The following is an 18304-nucleotide window of genomic DNA, read 5'->3' as shown; positions in this document are numbered from 1 at the left end:
TGTGCCGACGCACGGGTTCTGATGCGGGCGTCGATCAACTTTATGCGGGATTGTGAATGTTGATGCTTGCAAGAAACCGGCCACCCCGCTAAACTCTTCGGACTCTGATGCGGGGTGGAGCAGTCTGGCAGCTCGTCGGGCTCATAACCCGAAGGTCGCAGGTTCGAATCCTGCCCCCGCTACCAGATCTTTCTTGGTGCAAGAAAGCCTCCTCGTGAGGCTTTTTTGTTGGGCGCAAGGATGCGTCACGCCAGATCGCGGTTTGGTTCTGGCGGCAGAAGGATCTGTACGGAGAGGTACATCGGCGAGATAAGGAAATGGGCCGTTGGAGCCCTTTTTTTGTTTCCGCTGTTCTGAAAACGATCCGGGAAGGCGAACCCATGGATACACAGGTACTGGCGCAACGCTTCACCGAGGTACTGGCCGATCTGGGTCTGGAATGCCTTGGCGTGGAGTTCAACCCTTCGCAAGGGCAGAGTACCCTGCGTATTTACCTGGACTTGCTGGACAAGACCGGACCTGACGGCGAGCGTCGTGAGGTCGGCATCGAGGATTGCGAGACTGCCAGTCGCGAGTTGTCCGCATTGCTGGATGTCGAGGATCCGATCCCCGGCAATTATGTGCTGGAGGTTTCTTCGCCGGGCATCGATCGACCGCTGTTCACTGCCGCACAGTTTGCGAAGGTCAGCGGACAGGAAGTGAAGTTGCTGCTGAAGGCGCCGCTGGAAGGGCGTCGTCGCCTGCGCGGCAAGCTGGTTTCGGTGGAAGGCGAGCAGATCGTGCTGGAAGCTGAAGGCAAGACATTCGAATTCGATCATGCGTTGGTGGAAAGTGCGCGTGTGGTGCCGGATTGGGAGGCACTCGGTTATGCGCCGCAGCCCAAGCGCGGTGGCAAGACAGCGGCTCCCAAGGCCCCGAAGTAATCAGTACGGATAATTCATCAAGATCGATTGGCCGCCGATGGGCGCCTATGGAGTTGCTGCAATGAGCAAAGAACTTTTGCTGGTCGTCGACGCGGTTGCCAATGAAAAAGGCGTGCCGCTGGAAGTGATTTTCGAAGCGATGGAGGCTGCACTGGCCTCGGCCGCCAAGAAGCGCTACCCGGAAGAGGAACCCGACATCCGCGTGTCGATCGATCAGGATACCGGCGAATACCAGACGTTCCGCCGCTGGGAAGTCATTGCCGACGATGGCGAGATGGAATCGCCGTCCTACCAGTTGCGCCTGATGGACGCGCTGGACGAGCGCGCCGACGCCGAAGTGGGCCAGTACATCGAGCAGCAGGTCGAGAATGCCGAATTCGGCCGCATCGCGGCGCAGGCCGCCAAGCAGGTGATCGTGCAGCGCGTACGCGAAGCCGAGCGCCAGCAGGTGGTGGATGCGTTCGCCGATCGCATCGGCGAACTTGTCACCGGTATCGTCAAGCGCGTCGAACGCGGCAACATCTATCTGGATCTGGGCAGCAATGCCGAGGCGTTCATTCCGCGCGACAAGACGATTCCGCGTGAATCGGCCCGCGTCGGCGACCGCGTGCGTGGGTACCTTTATGAAGTGCGCTCCGAGGCCCGTGGCCCGCAGTTGTTCGTGTCGCGTGCCGCGCCGGAATTCATGATCGAGCTGTTCAAGCTGGAAGTGCCGGAAGTCGGCCAGGGCCTGGTCGAGATCAAGGGCTGTGCCCGCGATCCGGGTGATCGCGCCAAGATCGCCGTGCTGGCGCATGACAGCCGCACCGATCCGATCGGTGCCTGCATCGGCATGCGCGGTTCGCGCGTGCAGGCGGTCTCCAACGATCTCAACGGCGAGCGCGTCGACATCATCCTGTGGCACGAGAACCAGGCACAGTTCGTCATCAACGCGATGGCGCCGGCCGAAGTGCAGTCGATCATCATGGACGAGGAAAAGCACTCGATGGACATCGCGGTGGCCGAGGACAAGTTGTCCCAGGCGATCGGTCGCGGTGGCCAGAACGTGCGTCTGGCCAGCAAGCTGACCGGCTGGCAGCTCAACGTGATGACCCAGGACCAGGTCACCGCCAAAAGCGAGTCCGAGCAGGAGGCCGCGCGCCAGCTGTTCATGGACAAGCTCGAAGTGGATCAGGAGATCGCGGTCATCCTGGTGCAGGAGGGCTTTTCCAGCGTCGAGGAAATTGCCTACGTGCCCAGCGCCGAGCTACTCGCGGTGGAGGGTTTCGACGAGGATATCGTCGAGGAACTGCGCGCCCGCGCCCGCGATGCGCTGCTGACCGAGGCACTGGCGGTGGAGGAGGGCGTCGACGAACATCAGCCGTCCGGCGAACTGCTGGCGCTGGAAGGCATGGATGAGACGACGGCCTTCGCATTGGCCGCTCGTGAAGTGAACACGGTCGACGATCTGGCGGATCTTGCGGTGGATGACCTGATCGATATCGAAGGGATGAACGAGGAACGCGCTGCAGCACTGATCATGGCGGCACGTGCGCCGATGATCGCGCGGCTGGAGAAAGGCGGCTAACCGCGGACGGCGGCACCCTGGACGGGTGTGCCGAGAAAGGCTTTAAGAAGCCTTTCACCATGGATGGAGGTGGCGGCATGGATAATGTCGCACTGACGATAAGCGCGGGAACGGCGGAGCAAAGAACACGATGTCGGACGTCACGATCAAACAACTCGCCCAGGTACTGGGCATGCCGGTCGACCGGCTGCTTACGCAGCTGGGCGAGGCAGGCATGAAATTCTCCGATCAGGAGCAAGTCATCAGCAGCACCGAAAAGGTGAAGTTGCTGGGCTTCCTGCGGCGCACGCACGGCAAGAGCGAAGCCGCCGCGGAGGTCGACGACAGTGCGCCACGCCAGATCACCCTCAAGCGCCGCACGGTCGGCGAGCTGAAGGTGGCCACGCCAGGCGCGCGCGGTGCTGCAGGTACGGCCAAGACGGTCAACGTCGAGGTTCGTGCCAAGCGCACTTACGTCAAGCGCAGCGTGATCGCCGAGGAAGCCAGCGTCGAGCCCGAGCGCGAGGACGCCGTGCGCAAGCTGCATGAATCGCAGCAGCAGCGCGAGCAGGAAGAACAGGATCGTCTCGACGCTGAGCATCGCCGTCAGGAGGAAGCGCAGCAACGCGCCCTTGACGAGAAACAGCGGCAGGACGAAAAAGAACAGCGTCAGACCGAGGCAGTCAGTGCAGCCGAGCCGATGGCCGGCAGTCACGTCGAGGTGGCGCCGGTGCCGGCAGCCGAGACGGCGTCCCCGGACGTCGGCGAAGACGCAGCGGGATCCGTCCAGCGCATGGATCAGCGTGACCTGGGCATGATCCTGCCGCGGATCCATGAGCCGCGCAAACGCGAGAAACTGGTCAAGCCGGTGCCCGCACCTGCGCCCGCGCCGGTGGTGGCTGCGGCAAAGCCTGCCGTTCGCGCCGCCGCGACCGATGCTGCCGCATCGCCGACGGCTGCCGGCGATGCCAGCCGCAACAAACCCAAGCATCCCCGCGAGCGTAACGACAATGCGGGTAGTGGGGCGGGCAGCAAGGAAGGTCGGGACAGCACCGGCAAGCGTTTCGCCGGTGGCCAGATGCACCTGAGCGAAGCCGATCGTGCCCGCCGCTCCTCCTCAAGCAACAAGCGCGGCAAGCCGGGTCGCAGCAGCGGTCGCGAAATGATGTCCCGCGGCAACAGCAATCCGCCCAGTGGCCCGCATGGTTTCTCGCGACCCACTGCCCCGGTGGTGCGCGAAGTGGTCGTTGGCGACACCAATGTCGTCGCCGAGCTGGCGCAGAAGATGGCGGTCAAGGGTTCCGAGGTGGTCAAGGCGCTGTTCAAGATGGGCGTGATGGCGACCATCAACCAGACCATCGATCACGACACCGCGGTGTTGGTGGTGGAGGAACTCGGCCATGTACCGGTTGCCGACAACCAGAACAACGCCGAGGACACGCTGGCGGCGCACACCCAGAACGTCGAACTGGAAGGCGAGAAGATCACGCGCCCGCCGGTGGTGACGATCATGGGCCATGTCGATCACGGCAAGACCTCGCTGCTGGATTACATCCGCCGCACCAAGGTCGCTTCCGGCGAAGCCGGCGGCATCACCCAGCACATCGGCGCGTATCACGTGGAAACGTCCAAGGGCGTGATCACGTTCCTGGATACGCCCGGCCATGCCGCGTTCACCTCGATGCGTGCCCGTGGCGCGCAGTCGACCGACATCGTGATCCTGGTGGTGGCAGCCGATGACGGCGTGATGCCGCAGACGGTGGAAGCGGTGAAGCATGCGCGCGCCGCCAAGGTGCCGCTGATCGTCGCGGTCAACAAGATGGACAAGGATGGCGCCAACCCGGACAACGTCAAGCAGGGTCTGGTGCAGTACGAAGTGGTGCCGGAAGACTGGGGCGGCGACGTCCAGTTCATACCGGTGTCGGCCAAGACCGGCGCTGGCATCGAGGATCTGCTCGACGCCATCTCGGTGCAGGCCGAAGTGATGGAGCTGAAGGCGGTGGCCGATGGTCGTGCCTCTGGCGTGGTGATCGAATCCAGCCTGGATCGTGGTCGTGGCCCTGTGGCGACGGTGCTGGTGCAGCAGGGCACGTTGCGCAAGGGCGATTTCATCGTCTGCGGCATCGAATACGGTCGCATGCGTGCACTGATCGATGAAAACGGCAAGCAGGTGCAGGAAGCCGGTCCATCGATTCCGGTGCAGGTGCTTGGTCTGTCCGGCGTGCCGGAAACCGGCGACGATTTCGTCTGCGTCGAGGACGAGCGCCTGGCCCGCGAGGTTGCGCAGGAACGTGAGCTCAAGCGCCGCGAAACGCGCATGGTCAGCAAGAGCAACCGGCTTGAGGACATCATTGCCAAGATGGGTCAGGGCGTGGAGCAGCAGACGCTCAACATCCTGGTCAAGGGTGACGTGCAGGGTTCGGTCGAAGCATTGCGTGAATCGCTGACCCAGATCGGCAACGAGCGGGTTCGGGTCAACGTGGTCTCGTCCGGCGTCGGTGGCATCAACGAATCCGATGCCACCCTGGCGGCGGCCTCGAAGGCGCTGGTCATCGGCTTCAACGTGCGTGCCGATGCATCGGCACGCAAGGTGATCGAGACTGCGGGTCTGGACGTGCGCTACTTCTCGATCATCTATGACGTGATCGATCAGGTCACCCAGGCGGCCACCGGCCTGCTCGGCATGGAAGTGCGCGAGGACATCATCGGCACCGCCGAGGTCCGCGACGTGTTCCGCAGCTCCAAGTTCGGCGCCGTGGCCGGCTGCATGGTCACCGAAGGTACGGTCAAGCGCAGCAAGCCGATCCGCGTGCTGCGCGACAACGTGGTGATCTTCGAAGGCGAGCTGGAATCGCTGCGTCGCTTCAAGGAGCTGGTCGACGAAGTGCGCAACGGCATGGAGTGCGGCATCGCCGTGAAGCAGTACAACGACGTCAAGCCGGGCGACCAGATCGAGTGCTTCGAACGCACCGAAGTGGCGCGCACGCTTTGACCTTGAGCCCCTCTCCCCTTTGGGAGAGGGTTGGGGTGAGGATTCACGACTTGCGTGAGATTCATGCAGAGTCGCGAACCCTCATCCGCCCCTTGCAGGGCACCGTCTCCCGTGGGGAGAAGGGAAATTGTCCTCGGAGTTCTTTATGCCATCCCGTGACTTCAAACGTACCGACCGCATCGGTGCCGAACTGCGCCGCGAGCTTGGCTTGCTGGTGCATGCGGCTGTGCGCGATCACGGTTTGCCGTCGGTCAGTGTGTCGGATGTGGAAATTACCCGCGATCTGGATTGGGCCACGGTATGGGTTACCGCACTGATGCCCGAGCAGGGGCTGCCTGCGGTGAAGGCACTGAACGAGATCGGTCACGAGATCCGCCATTCACTGGCGCACAGCGGCATGCGCATGCGTCGGGTGCCGGAACTGAAGTTCAAGTACGACGACTCGGTCGACAAGGGCGAGCGCATTGAATCGCTGCTGCGTGAGCAGGCGCGTGACCTCGCTCCACCACCTGGCGACAAGCAGGATTGAACCGCAACATTGGGCATTGCTGAACCGATGAGCCGCCTGCCGCGTATCCAGCACCGTGACCTGCATGGCATCGTATTGCTGGACAAGCCGTTGGGCCTGAGTTCCAACCAGGCGCTGCAATCCGTGCGACGCCTGCTGCGCGCGGCCAAGGGCGGCCATACCGGCGCGCTCGATCCCCTGGCTACTGGCCTGCTGCCGCTGTGTTTCGGCGAGGCGACCAAGCTCGCGGGCAGCTTGCTCGGTGCGCGCAAGGCGTATCTCGCCGAGTGCCGGCTCGGCATCACCACCGATACTGCCGACAGCGAAGGCGAGATCGTGCAGCAACGCGTGGTACCAGAACTGGATGAAGTCACCATCGAAACGGCGCTGGCCAGACTGCGCGGCCATATCCTGCAGGTACCACCGATGTACTCGGCGCTGAAACAGGACGGCGAGCGGTTGTACGCGAAGGCGCGTCGCGGCGAAATCGTCGAGGTGGCGCCGCGCGAAGTGGACGTGTACCGACTCGACTTGCTGGCGCGCAACAGCGATACGCTGAAGTTGCTGGTGGAGTGCGGCTCCGGTACTTACGTGCGCTCGCTGGCGGTGGACCTGGGCGAGGATCTGGGTTGCGGCGCGCATCTGACCGCGCTGCGCCGGATCTGGGTCGAGCCGTTCCGTGAGCCGCGTATGGTGACGCTTGAGCAGTTGGAGCAGGCCGCGGAACAGGGCGACGAGGCGCTGCTGGCATGGTTGCTGCCGGTGGCGGCGGGTTTGTCCGATCTGCCGGAAGTACAACTCGACGAGTCGCAGAGCATGGCCATTTCGCGTGGCCAGCCGATCCAGTTGGATCCGCCACCGCCGGCGGGCCGCTGCGCGGCTTTTGCCAGCGACGGCGCGCTGCTGGCACTGCTGGAACTCGATGCAGAAGGGCGTACGCGCATCCTGCGCGGCTTCAACCTGCCGCCGGACTGAAGAAAATGTGCCTGATAACCCGCTTCGCACTTGTTGTAACACCACTCCCATCAGTAGAATAGACAAGTTATTTCAACGCTTTCATTCATCTAGGCGAAGCTTGCGCTTGCGTCATCGCGATGATGCAAGCGCAAGCTTCGCATCGCCTTTCCAAGGAAACGTATACCCATGTCTCTTAACGCAGAACAGACCGGCAAGATCATTGCTGATTTCGGCCGCGTGCCGAACGACACCGGTTCGACCGAAGTCCAGGTGGCCCTGTTGTCCGCCCGCATCGACCACCTCACCGGCCACTTCAAGGAACACAAGCAGGATCATCATTCCCGCCGTGGTCTGTTGAAGCTGGTCAACCAGCGCAAGCGCCTGCTCAGCTATCTGAAGGATCGCGATCTTGCGCGCTACCAGACCCTGATTGAACGCCTCGGCCTGCGCCGTTAATCCACCGGACGAGGAGTAGAACAAAGTGGCAAAAGTAACCAAGTCATTCCAGTACGGTAGTCACGAAGTCACGCTGGAGACGGGCGAAATTGCCCGCCAGGCGTCCGGCGCGGTCATGGCCAGCATGGGCGGCACCGTGGTGCTGGTCACCGCGGTAGCTGCGACCAAGCAGAAGGAAGGGCAGGATTTCTTCCCGCTCACCGTCGATTACGTCGAAAAGTTCTACTCCGCCGGCCGCATCCCGGGCGGCTTCTTCAAGCGTGAAGGCCGTCCGACCGAGAAGGAAACGCTGACCTCGCGTCTGATCGATCGTCCGGTGCGCCCGCTGTTCCCGGAAGACTTCAAGAACGAAGTGCAGGTCATCGCGCAGGTCGTCTCGCTGAACCCGGAAGTTGACGGCGATATCGTCGCGCTGCTTGGCGCCTCCGCTGCATTGTCGCTGGCCGGTATCCCGTTCAAGGGCCCGATCGGCGCTGCCCGTGTCGGTTACGCGAACGGCAAGTACCTGCTGAACCCGTCGGCCACCGAGTTGAAGACCTCCGAGCTGGATCTGGTCGTCGCCGGTACCGCTGGCGCGGTGCTGATGGTGGAATCCGAAGCGAAGCTGCTGTCCGAAGATGTGATGCTCGGTGCGGTGATGTTCGGTCACCAGCAGATGCAGGTCGCGATCCGTGCGATCGCCGAACTGGCTACCGAAGCCGGCAAGCCGTCGTGGGACTGGCAGGCACCGACCCGCAGCGAATCGCTGGTTGCTGCCCTCAAGGGCGCCGTCGGCAGCAAGCTGGACGAAGCGTTCCAGGTGCGCGACAAACTGCAGCGTCGCGACGCGATTTCCGCGATCAAGGCTGACGTGCTGGCTGAGCTGAAGGCGCAGGCCGAAGCGAACGGCTGGGCGTCTGCCGAGCTGTCGAAGGAATTCGGCGAGCTCGAATACCACACCATGCGCGACAGCGTATTGAAGACCAAGGTGCGCATCGACGGCCGTCAGCTCGACGATGTGCGCGCGATCACCGCCCGCGTCGGCGTGCTGCCGCGGACTCACGGCTCGGCCCTGTTCACCCGTGGCGAGACGCAGGCCCTCGTCGTCATCACGCTGGGCACCACGCGCGACGCGCAGATCATCGATGCGCCGGGTGGCGAGTCGAAGGATCCGTTCCTGTTCCATTACAACTTTCCTCCGTTCTCGGTGGGTGAGGCCGGTCGTTTCGGCGCGCCGAAGCGTCGCGAGATCGGCCACGGCCGTCTCGCCAAGCGTGGCGTGCAGGCGGTCAAGCCGACGATCGAGGAATTCCCGTACGTGGTGCGCGTGGTCTCGGAAATCACCGAGTCCAACGGTTCCTCGTCGATGGCCTCGGTGTGCGGTTCCTCGCTGGCGATGATGGACGCGGGCGTGCCGCTGAAGGCGCCGGTGGCCGGTATCGCGATGGGTCTGGTCAAGGAAGGCAGCGACTTCGTGGTGCTGTCCGACATCCTTGGCGACGAGGATCACCTCGGCGACATGGATTTCAAGGTGGCCGGTAGCGCCGACGGCATCTCCGCTCTGCAGATGGACATCAAGATCGACGGCATCACCGAAGAGATCATGAAGGTGGCGCTGGAGCAGGCCAAGCGTGGTCGTCTGCACATCCTCGGCGAGATGGCCAAGGCGCTCACCACCGCCCGCTCGGAAATGAGCGAGTACGCGCCGCGCCTGATCACCATCAAGATCCACCCGGACAAGATCCGCGAAGTGATCGGCAAGGGCGGCGCCACGATCCGTTCGATCACCGAAGAGACCGGCACCACGATCGACATCAGTGACGACGGCACCATCATCGTTGGCTCCGTCAATCGCGAGGCAGGTGAAGCGGCACGCAAGCGTATCGAGCAGATCGTCTCTGACGTCGAGCCGGGCCGCATCTACGAGGGCAAGGTCGCCAAGCTGATGGACTTCGGTGCATTCGTGACGATCATGCCGGGCAAGGATGGTCTGGTGCACGTGTCGCAGATCTCCGATGAGCGGGTCGAGAAGGTCTCCGACAAGCTCAAGGAAGGCGACATCGTCAAGGTCAAGGTGCTGGAAGTGGACAAGCAGGGCCGCATCCGCCTGTCGATGAAGGCAGTCACCGAAGACGAGCGCGCCGGCGGCGCCACCGCCTGAGTTTCAAGATAAGGTAATCCCGCAAGGCCCGGCTCATGTCGGGCCTTGCGCGTTTTGGTGTTGATGATTTTGTGCAACAGGCTTTTGCTAGGATGCTCAGGAACCTTGGGCGAGGATGCATCGATGGCTGATCCGGCAAATGATTTCATCAGGGATTATCAGGCTCTGGCACAGCAGTCCTGGGACGCCTGGACGCGCCAGCTGCAACAGCAGCAACAGCCGGCCACCAATTCGTTCTTCACGCCACCACCGACAGCTGTTTCCGGCAACGACACGCTTGAGCGCACGCTGTCCGGCCTGAAGGGATATTTCGACTGGATACAGGCAGCAGCTGCGGGTGGTGCGGCGCCCCAGTCCGGCGACTGGCGCCAGCAGTTGCAGCAGATGTTCGGCGGAGCCAGCCAGCCGTTTGCGCAGGCATTTGGCGGTATCGACAGCGCCGGCGCGGAAGGCTTTACGCGGCAATGGCAATCCTGGATGCAGGCGGCGCAGCACAGCGGCTTCGGCGATCTGCCGGGTGCGCATGGGCCGATGCCGGCCTTTGGCCAGAATCGCGAGCAGCAGATGCAGCAGCAGGCCATAACTGCTGCCGTGCTGGAATCGTTGCAGGCTTCGGCTCGCTATCAGGGCTTGATCCAGCGTGCCAATGCTCAGGGCATGCAACGTTTGCAGGACAAGCTGGCCGAGCATGCCGAGCCGGGTCGCCAGATCGATTCGCTCAAGGCGTTGTACGACCTGTGGGTGGACGCCGCCGAAGAGGCTTATGCCGAGATCGCATTGTCCGACGAGTTCCGCGAGGTCTACGGCGAGATGGTCAATACCCAGATGCGCGTGCGCCAGATGCAGCAGCAGCAAACCGAGCAGATGTGCCAGCAGCTTGGTATGCCCACGCGCAGCGAGGTATCGAGTCTGGGCGAACGGCTGCAGGCCTTGCGTCGCGAGTTTCGTGCCAGCCAGACGTCATCGTCCGAAGGCCATGCCGATGAGATCATGGCGTTGCGCCGTGAGCTGGTCGCATTGAAACGTCAAGTTGCCGGTGGCGCGGCACCGGTTTCTTCAACGAGAAAGGTTGCTGCCGCCAGAACGGCCGTCGCGGAGAAGGCTCCGGCAAAGCCGACGCGCAAGGCGGCTGTCGGCAAGGCCAAGGTCACCGCTGCATCCAGATCCCGCCCCAGTCCGCCGCGCAAGCGCAAGTAAGGAGACGTCGCCATGTACACGCCATTGCGCATCGACCCGACCAAAGCCCTGGGCGATATCGCCACGTTCCAGCGCAAGCTCGCCGCCGGCATGGGCCACTTGCGCGGCATGCGTGAACCCGAGTACGCGAATACCCCGCGCGAGCTGGTCTACAGCGAAGACAAACTGAAGGTGTGGCATTTCACCGGCCACGGCAAGGCCACCTCGAAGACGCCATTGCTGATCGTCTACGCGCTGGTCAACACGGTGTGGATGACCGACCTGCAGGCCGACCGTTCGATGGTGCGCAACCTGCTAGAGCAGGGCGAGGACGTCTACCTGATCGACTGGGGTTATCCCGATGGTGCCGATCGCTGGTTGACCCTGGACGATTACATCAACGGCTATCTCGACCGCTGCGTCGACGCGGTTCGAAAACGGCACGATCTCGATGCGATCAACCTGCTCGGCATCTGCCAGGGCGGCGCGTTCTCGCTGTGCTACACCGCACTGCACGCGGACAAGGTGAAGAACCTGATCACCATGGTCACGCCGGTGGATTTCCACACGCCGGACAACATGCTGTCGAGCTGGTGCCGCAGCATGGACGTGGACCTGTTCGTCGACACCATGGGCAACATCCCCGCCGGGCTGATGAACTACGTCTACCTCACGCTGAAGCCGGTACGGCTGAACCAGCAGAAATACATCGGCATGGTCGACATCCTCGACAACCCGACCGAGCTGGAAAATTTCCTGCGCATGGAGCGCTGGATCTTCGATTCGCCGGATCAGGCTGGCGAGGCATTCCGCCAGTTCATCAAGGATTTCTACCAGGGCAACAAGCTGGTCAAGGGTACGCTGGAGATCGGCGGCAAACCGGTGGATCTGGGCATGGTGACCCAGCCGGTGCTGAACATCTTCGCCGAGCAGGATCACCTCGTGCCGCCGGATGCATCGCGCGCGCTGGGCAAGCATGTCGGCACCACCGACTACACCCAGCTCGCGTTCAAGGGTGGCCATATCGGTATCTATGTGTCCGGCCGCGCGCAGCGCGAGGTGCCACCGGCGATCCATCAATGGTTGCAGCAGCGCGCGTGATTGGCGGCTCGTGCAGCATCGCCAGTCGTGCGCAATCCGCGTGCGGCAGGCGATAATGCACCGATGATCACGCCCAACGAAACCCACGATTCCATTCGCGCCGTGCAGTGGCAAGGCGACCATCTCCGCCTGCTCGATCAGCGCCGGCTGCCGGGCGAAGAGTGCTGGATCGATTGCCGCGATGCCGCGCAAGTGACGCAGGCCATCCGCGATCTGGCCGTCCGCGGTGCGCCGGCGATCGGCATCGCCGCAGCATGGGGTGTGGCGATGGCGGCACAGCAGCACGTGCCGCTCGAACCGGTGCTGGCATCGCTGCGTGCCACCCGGCCCACCGCAGTCAACCTGATGTGGGCGCTGGACCGTATGAAGAAACGCATCGCGGCCGGCGCTGATGCCACTGCGCTGGTACGCGAAGCGCAGGCGATCCAGGATGAGGATCTGGCTGCCAACCGGCACATGGGCCAGTTCGGTGCCTCGCTGATCACGCCAGGGTCGGGCGTGCTGACCCATTGCAACACCGGTTCACTGGCTACCGCCGGTTACGGCACCGCGCTGGGCGTGATCCGCGCTGGCGTGGCCGCGGGCCGGATTGCGCGGGTATACGCTGGCGAAACCCGGCCCTGGCAGCAGGGCGCACGGCTGACCATGTGGGAGCTGGTGCGTGATGGCATCTCCGCACAATTGATTGCTGACTCGGCCGCGGCGCATTTGATGAAGTCCGGCGCGGTGCAATGGGTGATCGTGGGCGCCGACCGCATCGCCGCGAATGGCGATACGGCGAACAAGATCGGCACCTACCAGTTGGCCATCGCGGCGAAATACCACGGCGTGAAATTCATGGTGGTGGCACCGTCCTCGACAGTCGACATGGCCACTGGTACGGGCGAGGAGATCGAGATCGAGCTGCGCGACCCTGCCGAATTGCTGTGCACCGCCGGGAGGCGCACCGTGATCGAGGGTGCGCAGGCATGGAATCCGGTATTCGACGTGGCACCGGCGGAACTGATCGACGCCATCGTGACCGAGCGCGGCGTGATCGAACGGCCCAACAGTATCGCGATGCAGGCGATGTTCGGGTGGTGACGCGTTTGCGTGGTATCGCCCCCTAGCCTTCATCGTGGGCCCGTTTGCGCGGCTGACCGGTGAGGCAGCAGGACATTGCCTCGAGGCTCCGTTGCCGCAGTCCGGTTCGCGTGCTATCGCGCTACTTCTGATGGATTCCGGAGGCCTGCACCGGCCTCCGATCCAGGCTGTTGCCGACTGTTCGACGCAGCTATGTCGGTCAATTTTTCGACAACGTGCGGGATGCTTTTCACATACTCCCGGGCGGCGCTGTAAGTTATTGATTATCAATAGATAAATACTGTAGTTTTGAGGCCGTTCGTGCTACACTCCGCGGGTTGATTTCGGGTCGCTCGCGCATGCGCTGGAGGCGCGGCGCCAGCGTCCTTTTTTTGTTATCAAGGAAGCCGATTCATGGCAGAACTCGCCAAAGAAATCATTCGCGTCAACATCGAAGACGAGATGCGCCAGAGCTACCTCGATTACGCCATGAGCGTGATCGTGGGTCGCGCGCTCCCGGATGTCCGCGATGGTCTGAAACCCGTGCATCGCCGCGTGCTGTTCGCGATGAATGAACTGGGCAACGTCTGGAACAAACCGTACAAAAAGTCGGCCCGCGTGGTCGGCGACGTGATCGGTAAATACCATCCACATGGCGACCAATCGGTCTACGATGCCATCGTGCGCATGGCGCAGCCATTTTCGCTGCGCTACATGCTGGTCGACGGCCAGGGCAACTTCGGCTCGGTTGACGGCGATAACGCCGCGGCCATGCGATACACCGAAGTGCGCATGTCGCGGCTCACGCATGAATTGCTCGCGGACATCGACAAGGATACCGTCGATTTCGGCTTCAACTATGACGAGAGCGAGCGCGAACCGCTGGTGCTGCCGGCGCGCGTACCGAGCCTGCTGATCAATGGCTCGGCCGGCATCGCCGTCGGCATGGCGACCAATATTCCGCCGCACAACCTCAACGAGGTGATCGCGGCAACGATGGCGCTGATCGACGATCCGTCGCTCGGCATCGACGAGTTGATGCACCATATCCCGGGGCCGGATTTCCCGACCTACGGCATCATCAACGGTTCGTCAGGCATCATCGAAGCGTATCGCACCGGTCGCGGCCGCATCCTGGTGCGTTCCAGGGCCGAAGTGGAAACCGAGGCGAACGGTCGCGAGACGATCATCGTCCACGAACTGCCCTATCAGGTGAACAAGGCGCGGCTGATCGAGAAGATCGCCGAGCTGGTCAAGGAAAAGAAACTCGAAGGCATCAGCGAACTGCGCGATGAGTCCGACAAGGACGGCATGCGCATCGTGATCGAGATCCGTCGCGATGCGATGGGCGATGTGGTTCTGAATAACCTGTTCCAGCAGACCCAGATGCAGGTGACGTTTGGCATCAACATGGTTGCGCTGCTGGATGGTCAGCCGAAACTGCTGAACCTCAAGGACATCCTCGAGGCGTTCATCCGCCATCGCCGTGAGGTGGTCACCCGCCGCACGATCTTCGAGTTGCGCAAGGCCCGTGCCCGCGCGCACATCCTCGAAGGCCTGACCGTTGCGCTGGCCAACATCGACGACATGATCGAGCTGATCAAGACCTCGGCTTCGCCGGCAGAAGCGCGCGAGCGCATGGTCTCGCGGCGTTGGGAAGCCGGCCTGGTACGTGCACTGCTTTCGGCCACGGGCGCCGAGGCGTCGCGGCCCGAAGAGATGGATCCGCGCGATGGCCTGAAGGACGACGGCTACCAGTTGTCCGAGGCGCAGGCGCTGGAAATCCTGGCGATGCGCCTGCATCGCCTGACTGGCCTGGAGCAGGAAAAGCTTTCCGACGAATACAGGCAGATTCTGGAAACCATCCGCGGCCTGATCGAGATCCTCGAAAATCCCGAGCGTCTGCTCGAGGTGATTCGCGGCGAACTCGAAGCGGTCAAGGAAGAATTCGGCGACGCCCGTCGCACCGAGATCCAGCATTCGCAGGAAGACCTCAACGTACTCGATCTGATTGCGTCGGAAGACATGGTGGTGACCTTGTCGCATACCGGTTATATCAAGCGTCAGCCGGCCAGCACCTATCGCGCGCAGAAGCGCGGCGGCAAGGGGCGTTCGGCATCGGCACTGAAGGACGAGGATGTCGTCGAGCAGTTGTGGGTGGTCAACACGCACGACACCTTGCTGACCTTCACCAGCACAGGTCGTGTGTACTGGCTCAAGGTCTACCAGATACCCGAGGCAGGTCCGGGTGCACGTGGCAAGCCGATCATCAACCTGCTGCCGCTGGGCGAGGGCGAGAAAGTCCAGGCGGTGTTGCCGATCCGCGAGTACAGCGAGGACAGCTTTGTGTTCTTCGCGACGAAACACGGCACGGTGAAGAAGACTCCGCTGACCGAGTTCGCGTTCCAGCTGCAGAAGGGCAAGCTGGCGATCAAGCTGCATGACGGCGATGCGCTGGTCAATGTCGAAATGACTGACGGCAACAGCGACATCCTGTTGTTCGCTTCCAACGGCAAGGTGAACCGTTTCGACGAGAACACCGTGCGTTCGATGGGCCGCACTGCGGCGGGCGTGCGCGGCATGAAACTGGCCAAGGACGCACATGTTGTTTCTCTGATCGTGGCAGCAGAGGGCGACATCCTCACTGCAACGGAACGCGGCTACGGCAAACGTACCCAACTGGTCGAGTTCACCAAGAAAGGTCGCGGCACCCAGGGCGTGATCGGTATCCAGTGCTCCGAGCGCAATGGCGCGTTGGTCGGTGCGGTACAGGTCACCGAGGCGCACGAGCTGATGCTGATCTCCAACCAGGGCACGCTAGTGCGTACCCGTGTGGCGGAAGTCTCGCAGCTCGGCCGCAACACCCAGGGCGTCACCCTGATCCGCCTGCCTGCCGATGAAACGCTGGTCAGCGTAATGCGGCTGGAAGCGGAAGAGGACAACGGCGAGGACGCAGAGAACGTCGATGCCAATGCGCCGACAGGCGACGCCGGTTCTGCTGCTACCGAGTCGGCAGCTGGCGAGGAATGAACCCGGCCTGAGGATGGTTGAATGAAAAACCCCGGTCATGCCGGGGTTTTTTCTTGCTGCCTTGAAGGCGTTTCGACCAGTCAGTGATGCTCACGACGGGTGAAGTTCCATATGTCCAGCGTGGCAATCACACCGAAGCACTCGATGCTGATCGTGACCGCAGGTATCAGCTTCACTTGACCGAGCAGTTCGATACAGCCGTGCTGTGGGCGCAACAGTCCCAGCAGAAGCCTGATCGTGGTGGTCTTGCCAGCGCCGTTGGAGCCGAGGAAACCGTAGACGCTGCCACGCGGCACCTGCAGCGACACATTCTGGATGCCTATGTCTGTGTTTTTGTCGAAACGTCGCGTGCCGTGACAGCGGCTAATGCTGACGGCTGATGGCAGCCAGCATCGCCTCGGCGGTGGAGACGCGCAGTTCGCCGGGCGCTTCGACCTGCACCAGGCGCGCCATCCCATTTTCCGCATACAGCGCGAAGCGGCGCGTGCGCAGACCCATGCCGAACGCGCTGCCGTCCAGTTCCAGTCCGAGCGCGCGGGTGAAACTGGCATTGCCGTCGGCCAACATCAGCAACCCCGCTGGCACTTCCTGCGACGCGGCCCAGGCTTGCATCACATAACCATCGTTGACCGCCAGGCACATCACGCTGATGCCTAGCCGCTGGAATTCGGCGAAGTGCGCCGAGTAGCCGGGCAGGTGTTTGTTCGAACAGGTTGGAGTGAATGCACCGGGTACGCCGAACAGCAGCGCCTTTCGTCCGGCGAACAACGTGGCGGTCTGGCATGGTTGCAGGTCGCCATCGATGAGTTGAATGGTGGCGTCGGGAATCGTGTCGCCGGGCTGAATGGACATGCGGATCTCGGGCTGGGAAAGGGGCTGCGTCATGCTAAATCGCCCGGTGCAGGTCTGTCGCCTTGAATCGCTCCTGACAGCACCTATTTTCCTGGTCAGGCGGTAATTCACCGCAAACCTCTGAGGAGACACACGATGAATCTGGGTCGTCATGGCATCTGGAACGCAGGCAACGGGCTGCCCGAGGGAATCCGGCAGGCGTTCGACCGCTTTCTGCAACCGGAGGACAGCGATGCCTCCAACGTCGTCACCAGCCAGTGGGCGCCGCGGGTCGACATACGCGAGGACGAGCAGCGCTTCGTGATCCTGGCCGATATTCCAGGCATGGATCCAGCGCAGATCGACGTGAGCATGGACAAAGGCATCCTCACCATCAAGGGTGAGCGCGACGCCGGCAGCAGCGCGCAGGGTGGCAAGTTCACCCGGGTCGAGCGCGCGCGCGGAGCCTTCCACCGCCGCTTTGCGTTGCCGGACAGCGCCGATGCCGAGGGCATTACCGCGAACGGCAAGTTCGGCGTGCTGGAAATCGTGATACCGAAGAAGGCGCAGGCAACGCCGCGACGCATTACCATCAACGCCAGCCACTGAGGCAAGGCAGGTTGTGGAATATCCCGTGGCGGAGTCGATCCGCCGCGGGTTTTGTGTGAGTCGGGGAGTGGCGAGTGGAATTCAAAGACTATTACGAGATCCTGGGTGTGAAGCCCGACGCGAGCGAGGCCGAGATCAAGGCGGCATATCGCAAGCTGGCGCGCAAATTCCATCCGGACAAGAACAAGGAAGCTGGCGCCGAGGAGAAGTTCAAGGCGGTCAACGAGGCCAATGAGGTGCTCAAGGACGCCGAGAAACGGCGCTCCTACGATCAGCTGCGCGCCGGCGGTTATCGGCAGGGCGAGCAGTTCCGTCCACCGCCAGGTTGGCATGGCCAAGGCCAGGGTGATGGCGGCGACGGCGACTTCAGTGACTTCTTCGAGAGCCTGTTCGGCCGGGGCGCGGCGGGTGGTCAGCGCGGCCAGCCACGTCCACGGCGCGGGCGCGATGTGCAGGCGTCCGTGCAGATCGAACTGCAGACAGCGTTCGACGGAGGTCGCACACGACTGGCGATGCAGGACCCGGCTGGCGGCGAGCGCGTGCTGGAAGTGAAGATTCCTGCCGGCATCCAGCCGGGGCAGGTGATCCGGCTGTCCGGTCAGGGTCAGGCCGGCATGGCCGGCGGACCGAACGGGGATCTGCTGCTGGAAGTGGGCATACGCGATGACGCACGTTTCCGACTGGACGGCCGCAATGTCGTGCACGTGCTGCCGATCACCCCGTGGGAAGCCGCGCTCGGCGCCACCGTACCGGTGCCGACCCTGGCTGGCACGGTCGATCTGCGCATACCGGCCGGTTCGCAATCGGGCCGCAAGCTGCGCCTGAAGGGGCGTGGCATGCCTGGTGCGCATCCGGGCGACCAATTGGTGGAATTGTCGATCCGCGTACCAGTGCTAGACGATGACGAGCAGCGCGCGGCCTTCAAGGCGCTGCAGGAGCAATTCGCCGACTATGATCCGCGCCGTTGAGGGGC

At 62.9% G+C, this 18304-nt stretch carries 15 protein-coding genes and 1 tRNA gene; 14 read left to right on the top strand and 2 right to left on the bottom strand.

Annotation, left to right across the window (positions count from 1 at the left end):
- Positions 1 to 108 precede the first annotated feature (108 nt).
- The 12 genes from EAH75_RS05655 to gyrA all read left to right on the top strand — a co-directional run bounded on the left by EAH75_RS05655 (position 109) and on the right by gyrA (position 15891).
- Positions 109 to 185 (top strand) — tRNA-Met (locus tag EAH75_RS05655).
- Positions 186 to 380: 195 nt separating this feature from the next.
- Entirely contained in the window at positions 381 to 923 is a 543-nt protein-coding gene (rimP, locus tag EAH75_RS05650; RefSeq protein WP_140650964.1) for a ribosome maturation factor RimP, read from the top strand.
- A 61-nt stretch (positions 924 to 984) separates the two neighbouring features.
- Positions 985 to 2490, top strand: a complete 1506-nt coding sequence (gene nusA, locus EAH75_RS05645; RefSeq protein ID WP_140650967.1) for a transcription termination factor NusA — start codon at positions 985 to 987, stop codon at positions 2488 to 2490.
- A gap of 130 nt (positions 2491 to 2620) precedes the next feature.
- Complete coding sequence (infB, locus tag EAH75_RS05640; RefSeq protein ID WP_140650970.1) at positions 2621 to 5461, top strand: translation initiation factor IF-2; 2841 nt, start codon at positions 2621 to 2623, stop codon at positions 5459 to 5461.
- A 145-nt stretch (positions 5462 to 5606) separates the two neighbouring features.
- Positions 5607 to 5990 carry a 30S ribosome-binding factor RbfA gene (gene rbfA / locus EAH75_RS05635; RefSeq protein ID WP_140650973.1) on the top strand — a complete coding sequence of 128 codons (384 nt, stop codon included), beginning with the start codon at positions 5607 to 5609 and terminating at the stop codon, positions 5988 to 5990.
- Positions 5991 to 6017: 27 nt separating this feature from the next.
- On the top strand, positions 6018 to 6944 hold the full coding sequence (gene truB, locus EAH75_RS05630) for a tRNA pseudouridine(55) synthase TruB (RefSeq protein WP_140650976.1): 927 nt from the start codon (positions 6018 to 6020) through the stop codon (positions 6942 to 6944).
- A gap of 168 nt (positions 6945 to 7112) precedes the next feature.
- On the top strand, positions 7113 to 7382 hold the full coding sequence (gene rpsO, locus EAH75_RS05625) for a 30S ribosomal protein S15 (RefSeq protein ID WP_140650979.1): 270 nt from the start codon (positions 7113 to 7115) through the stop codon (positions 7380 to 7382).
- Positions 7383 to 7407: 25 nt separating this feature from the next.
- Positions 7408 to 9522 (top strand): polyribonucleotide nucleotidyltransferase, encoded by a 2115-nt coding sequence (gene pnp / locus EAH75_RS05620; protein ID WP_140650982.1) that lies wholly within the window; start codon positions 7408 to 7410, stop codon positions 9520 to 9522.
- A gap of 123 nt (positions 9523 to 9645) precedes the next feature.
- Positions 9646 to 10719 carry a poly(R)-hydroxyalkanoic acid synthase subunit PhaE gene (locus EAH75_RS05615; RefSeq protein ID WP_140650985.1) on the top strand — a complete coding sequence of 358 codons (1074 nt, stop codon included), beginning with the start codon at positions 9646 to 9648 and terminating at the stop codon, positions 10717 to 10719.
- A gap of 12 nt (positions 10720 to 10731) precedes the next feature.
- Positions 10732 to 11799: a class III poly(R)-hydroxyalkanoic acid synthase subunit PhaC gene (locus EAH75_RS05610; RefSeq protein WP_140804719.1), complete on the top strand. Its 1068-nt coding sequence runs from the start codon at positions 10732 to 10734 to the stop codon at positions 11797 to 11799.
- A 63-nt stretch (positions 11800 to 11862) separates the two neighbouring features.
- Positions 11863 to 12882 (top strand): S-methyl-5-thioribose-1-phosphate isomerase, encoded by a 1020-nt coding sequence (gene mtnA, locus EAH75_RS05605; protein ID WP_140804717.1) that lies wholly within the window; start codon positions 11863 to 11865, stop codon positions 12880 to 12882.
- Between the two features lie 393 nt (positions 12883 to 13275).
- Positions 13276 to 15891, top strand: coding sequence for a DNA gyrase subunit A (gene gyrA / locus EAH75_RS05600; RefSeq protein WP_140804715.1), 2616 nt, complete (start codon positions 13276 to 13278; stop codon positions 15889 to 15891).
- 80 nt (positions 15892 to 15971) lie between these two features.
- Here gyrA and EAH75_RS20145 read toward each other — a convergent pair whose 3' ends face one another.
- Both EAH75_RS20145 and EAH75_RS05590 read right to left on the bottom strand, forming a co-directional pair.
- The gene (locus EAH75_RS20145) at positions 15972 to 16199 is read right to left on the bottom strand and encodes an ATP-binding cassette domain-containing protein (protein WP_275669865.1); all 228 of its coding nucleotides are present in this window, start codon (positions 16197 to 16199) and stop codon (positions 15972 to 15974) included.
- A gap of 55 nt (positions 16200 to 16254) precedes the next feature.
- Positions 16255 to 16743: a peroxiredoxin gene (locus tag EAH75_RS05590; protein WP_140651001.1), complete on the bottom strand. Its 489-nt coding sequence runs from the start codon at positions 16741 to 16743 to the stop codon at positions 16255 to 16257.
- 135 nt (positions 16744 to 16878) lie between these two features.
- On the opposite strand from EAH75_RS05590, the gene EAH75_RS05585 reads away from it, so the two are divergent.
- The gene (locus tag EAH75_RS05585) at positions 16879 to 17331 is read left to right on the top strand and encodes an Hsp20/alpha crystallin family protein (protein ID WP_140651004.1); all 453 of its coding nucleotides are present in this window, start codon (positions 16879 to 16881) and stop codon (positions 17329 to 17331) included.
- 74 nt (positions 17332 to 17405) lie between these two features.
- A complete protein-coding gene (locus EAH75_RS05580; RefSeq protein ID WP_140651007.1) occupies positions 17406 to 18299 on the top strand; it encodes a DnaJ C-terminal domain-containing protein in 894 nt (297 codons plus the stop codon).
- Positions 18300 to 18304: the final 5 nt, after the last annotated feature.

This window comes from Rhodanobacter glycinis (genome assembly GCF_006438785.1).
In the GTDB taxonomy this organism is placed as follows: Bacteria; Pseudomonadota; Gammaproteobacteria; order Xanthomonadales; family Rhodanobacteraceae; genus Rhodanobacter; species Rhodanobacter glycinis_A.
Note: the sequence above shows the minus strand (reverse complement) of the source record. Positions and strands in the feature narration are given on the sequence as shown.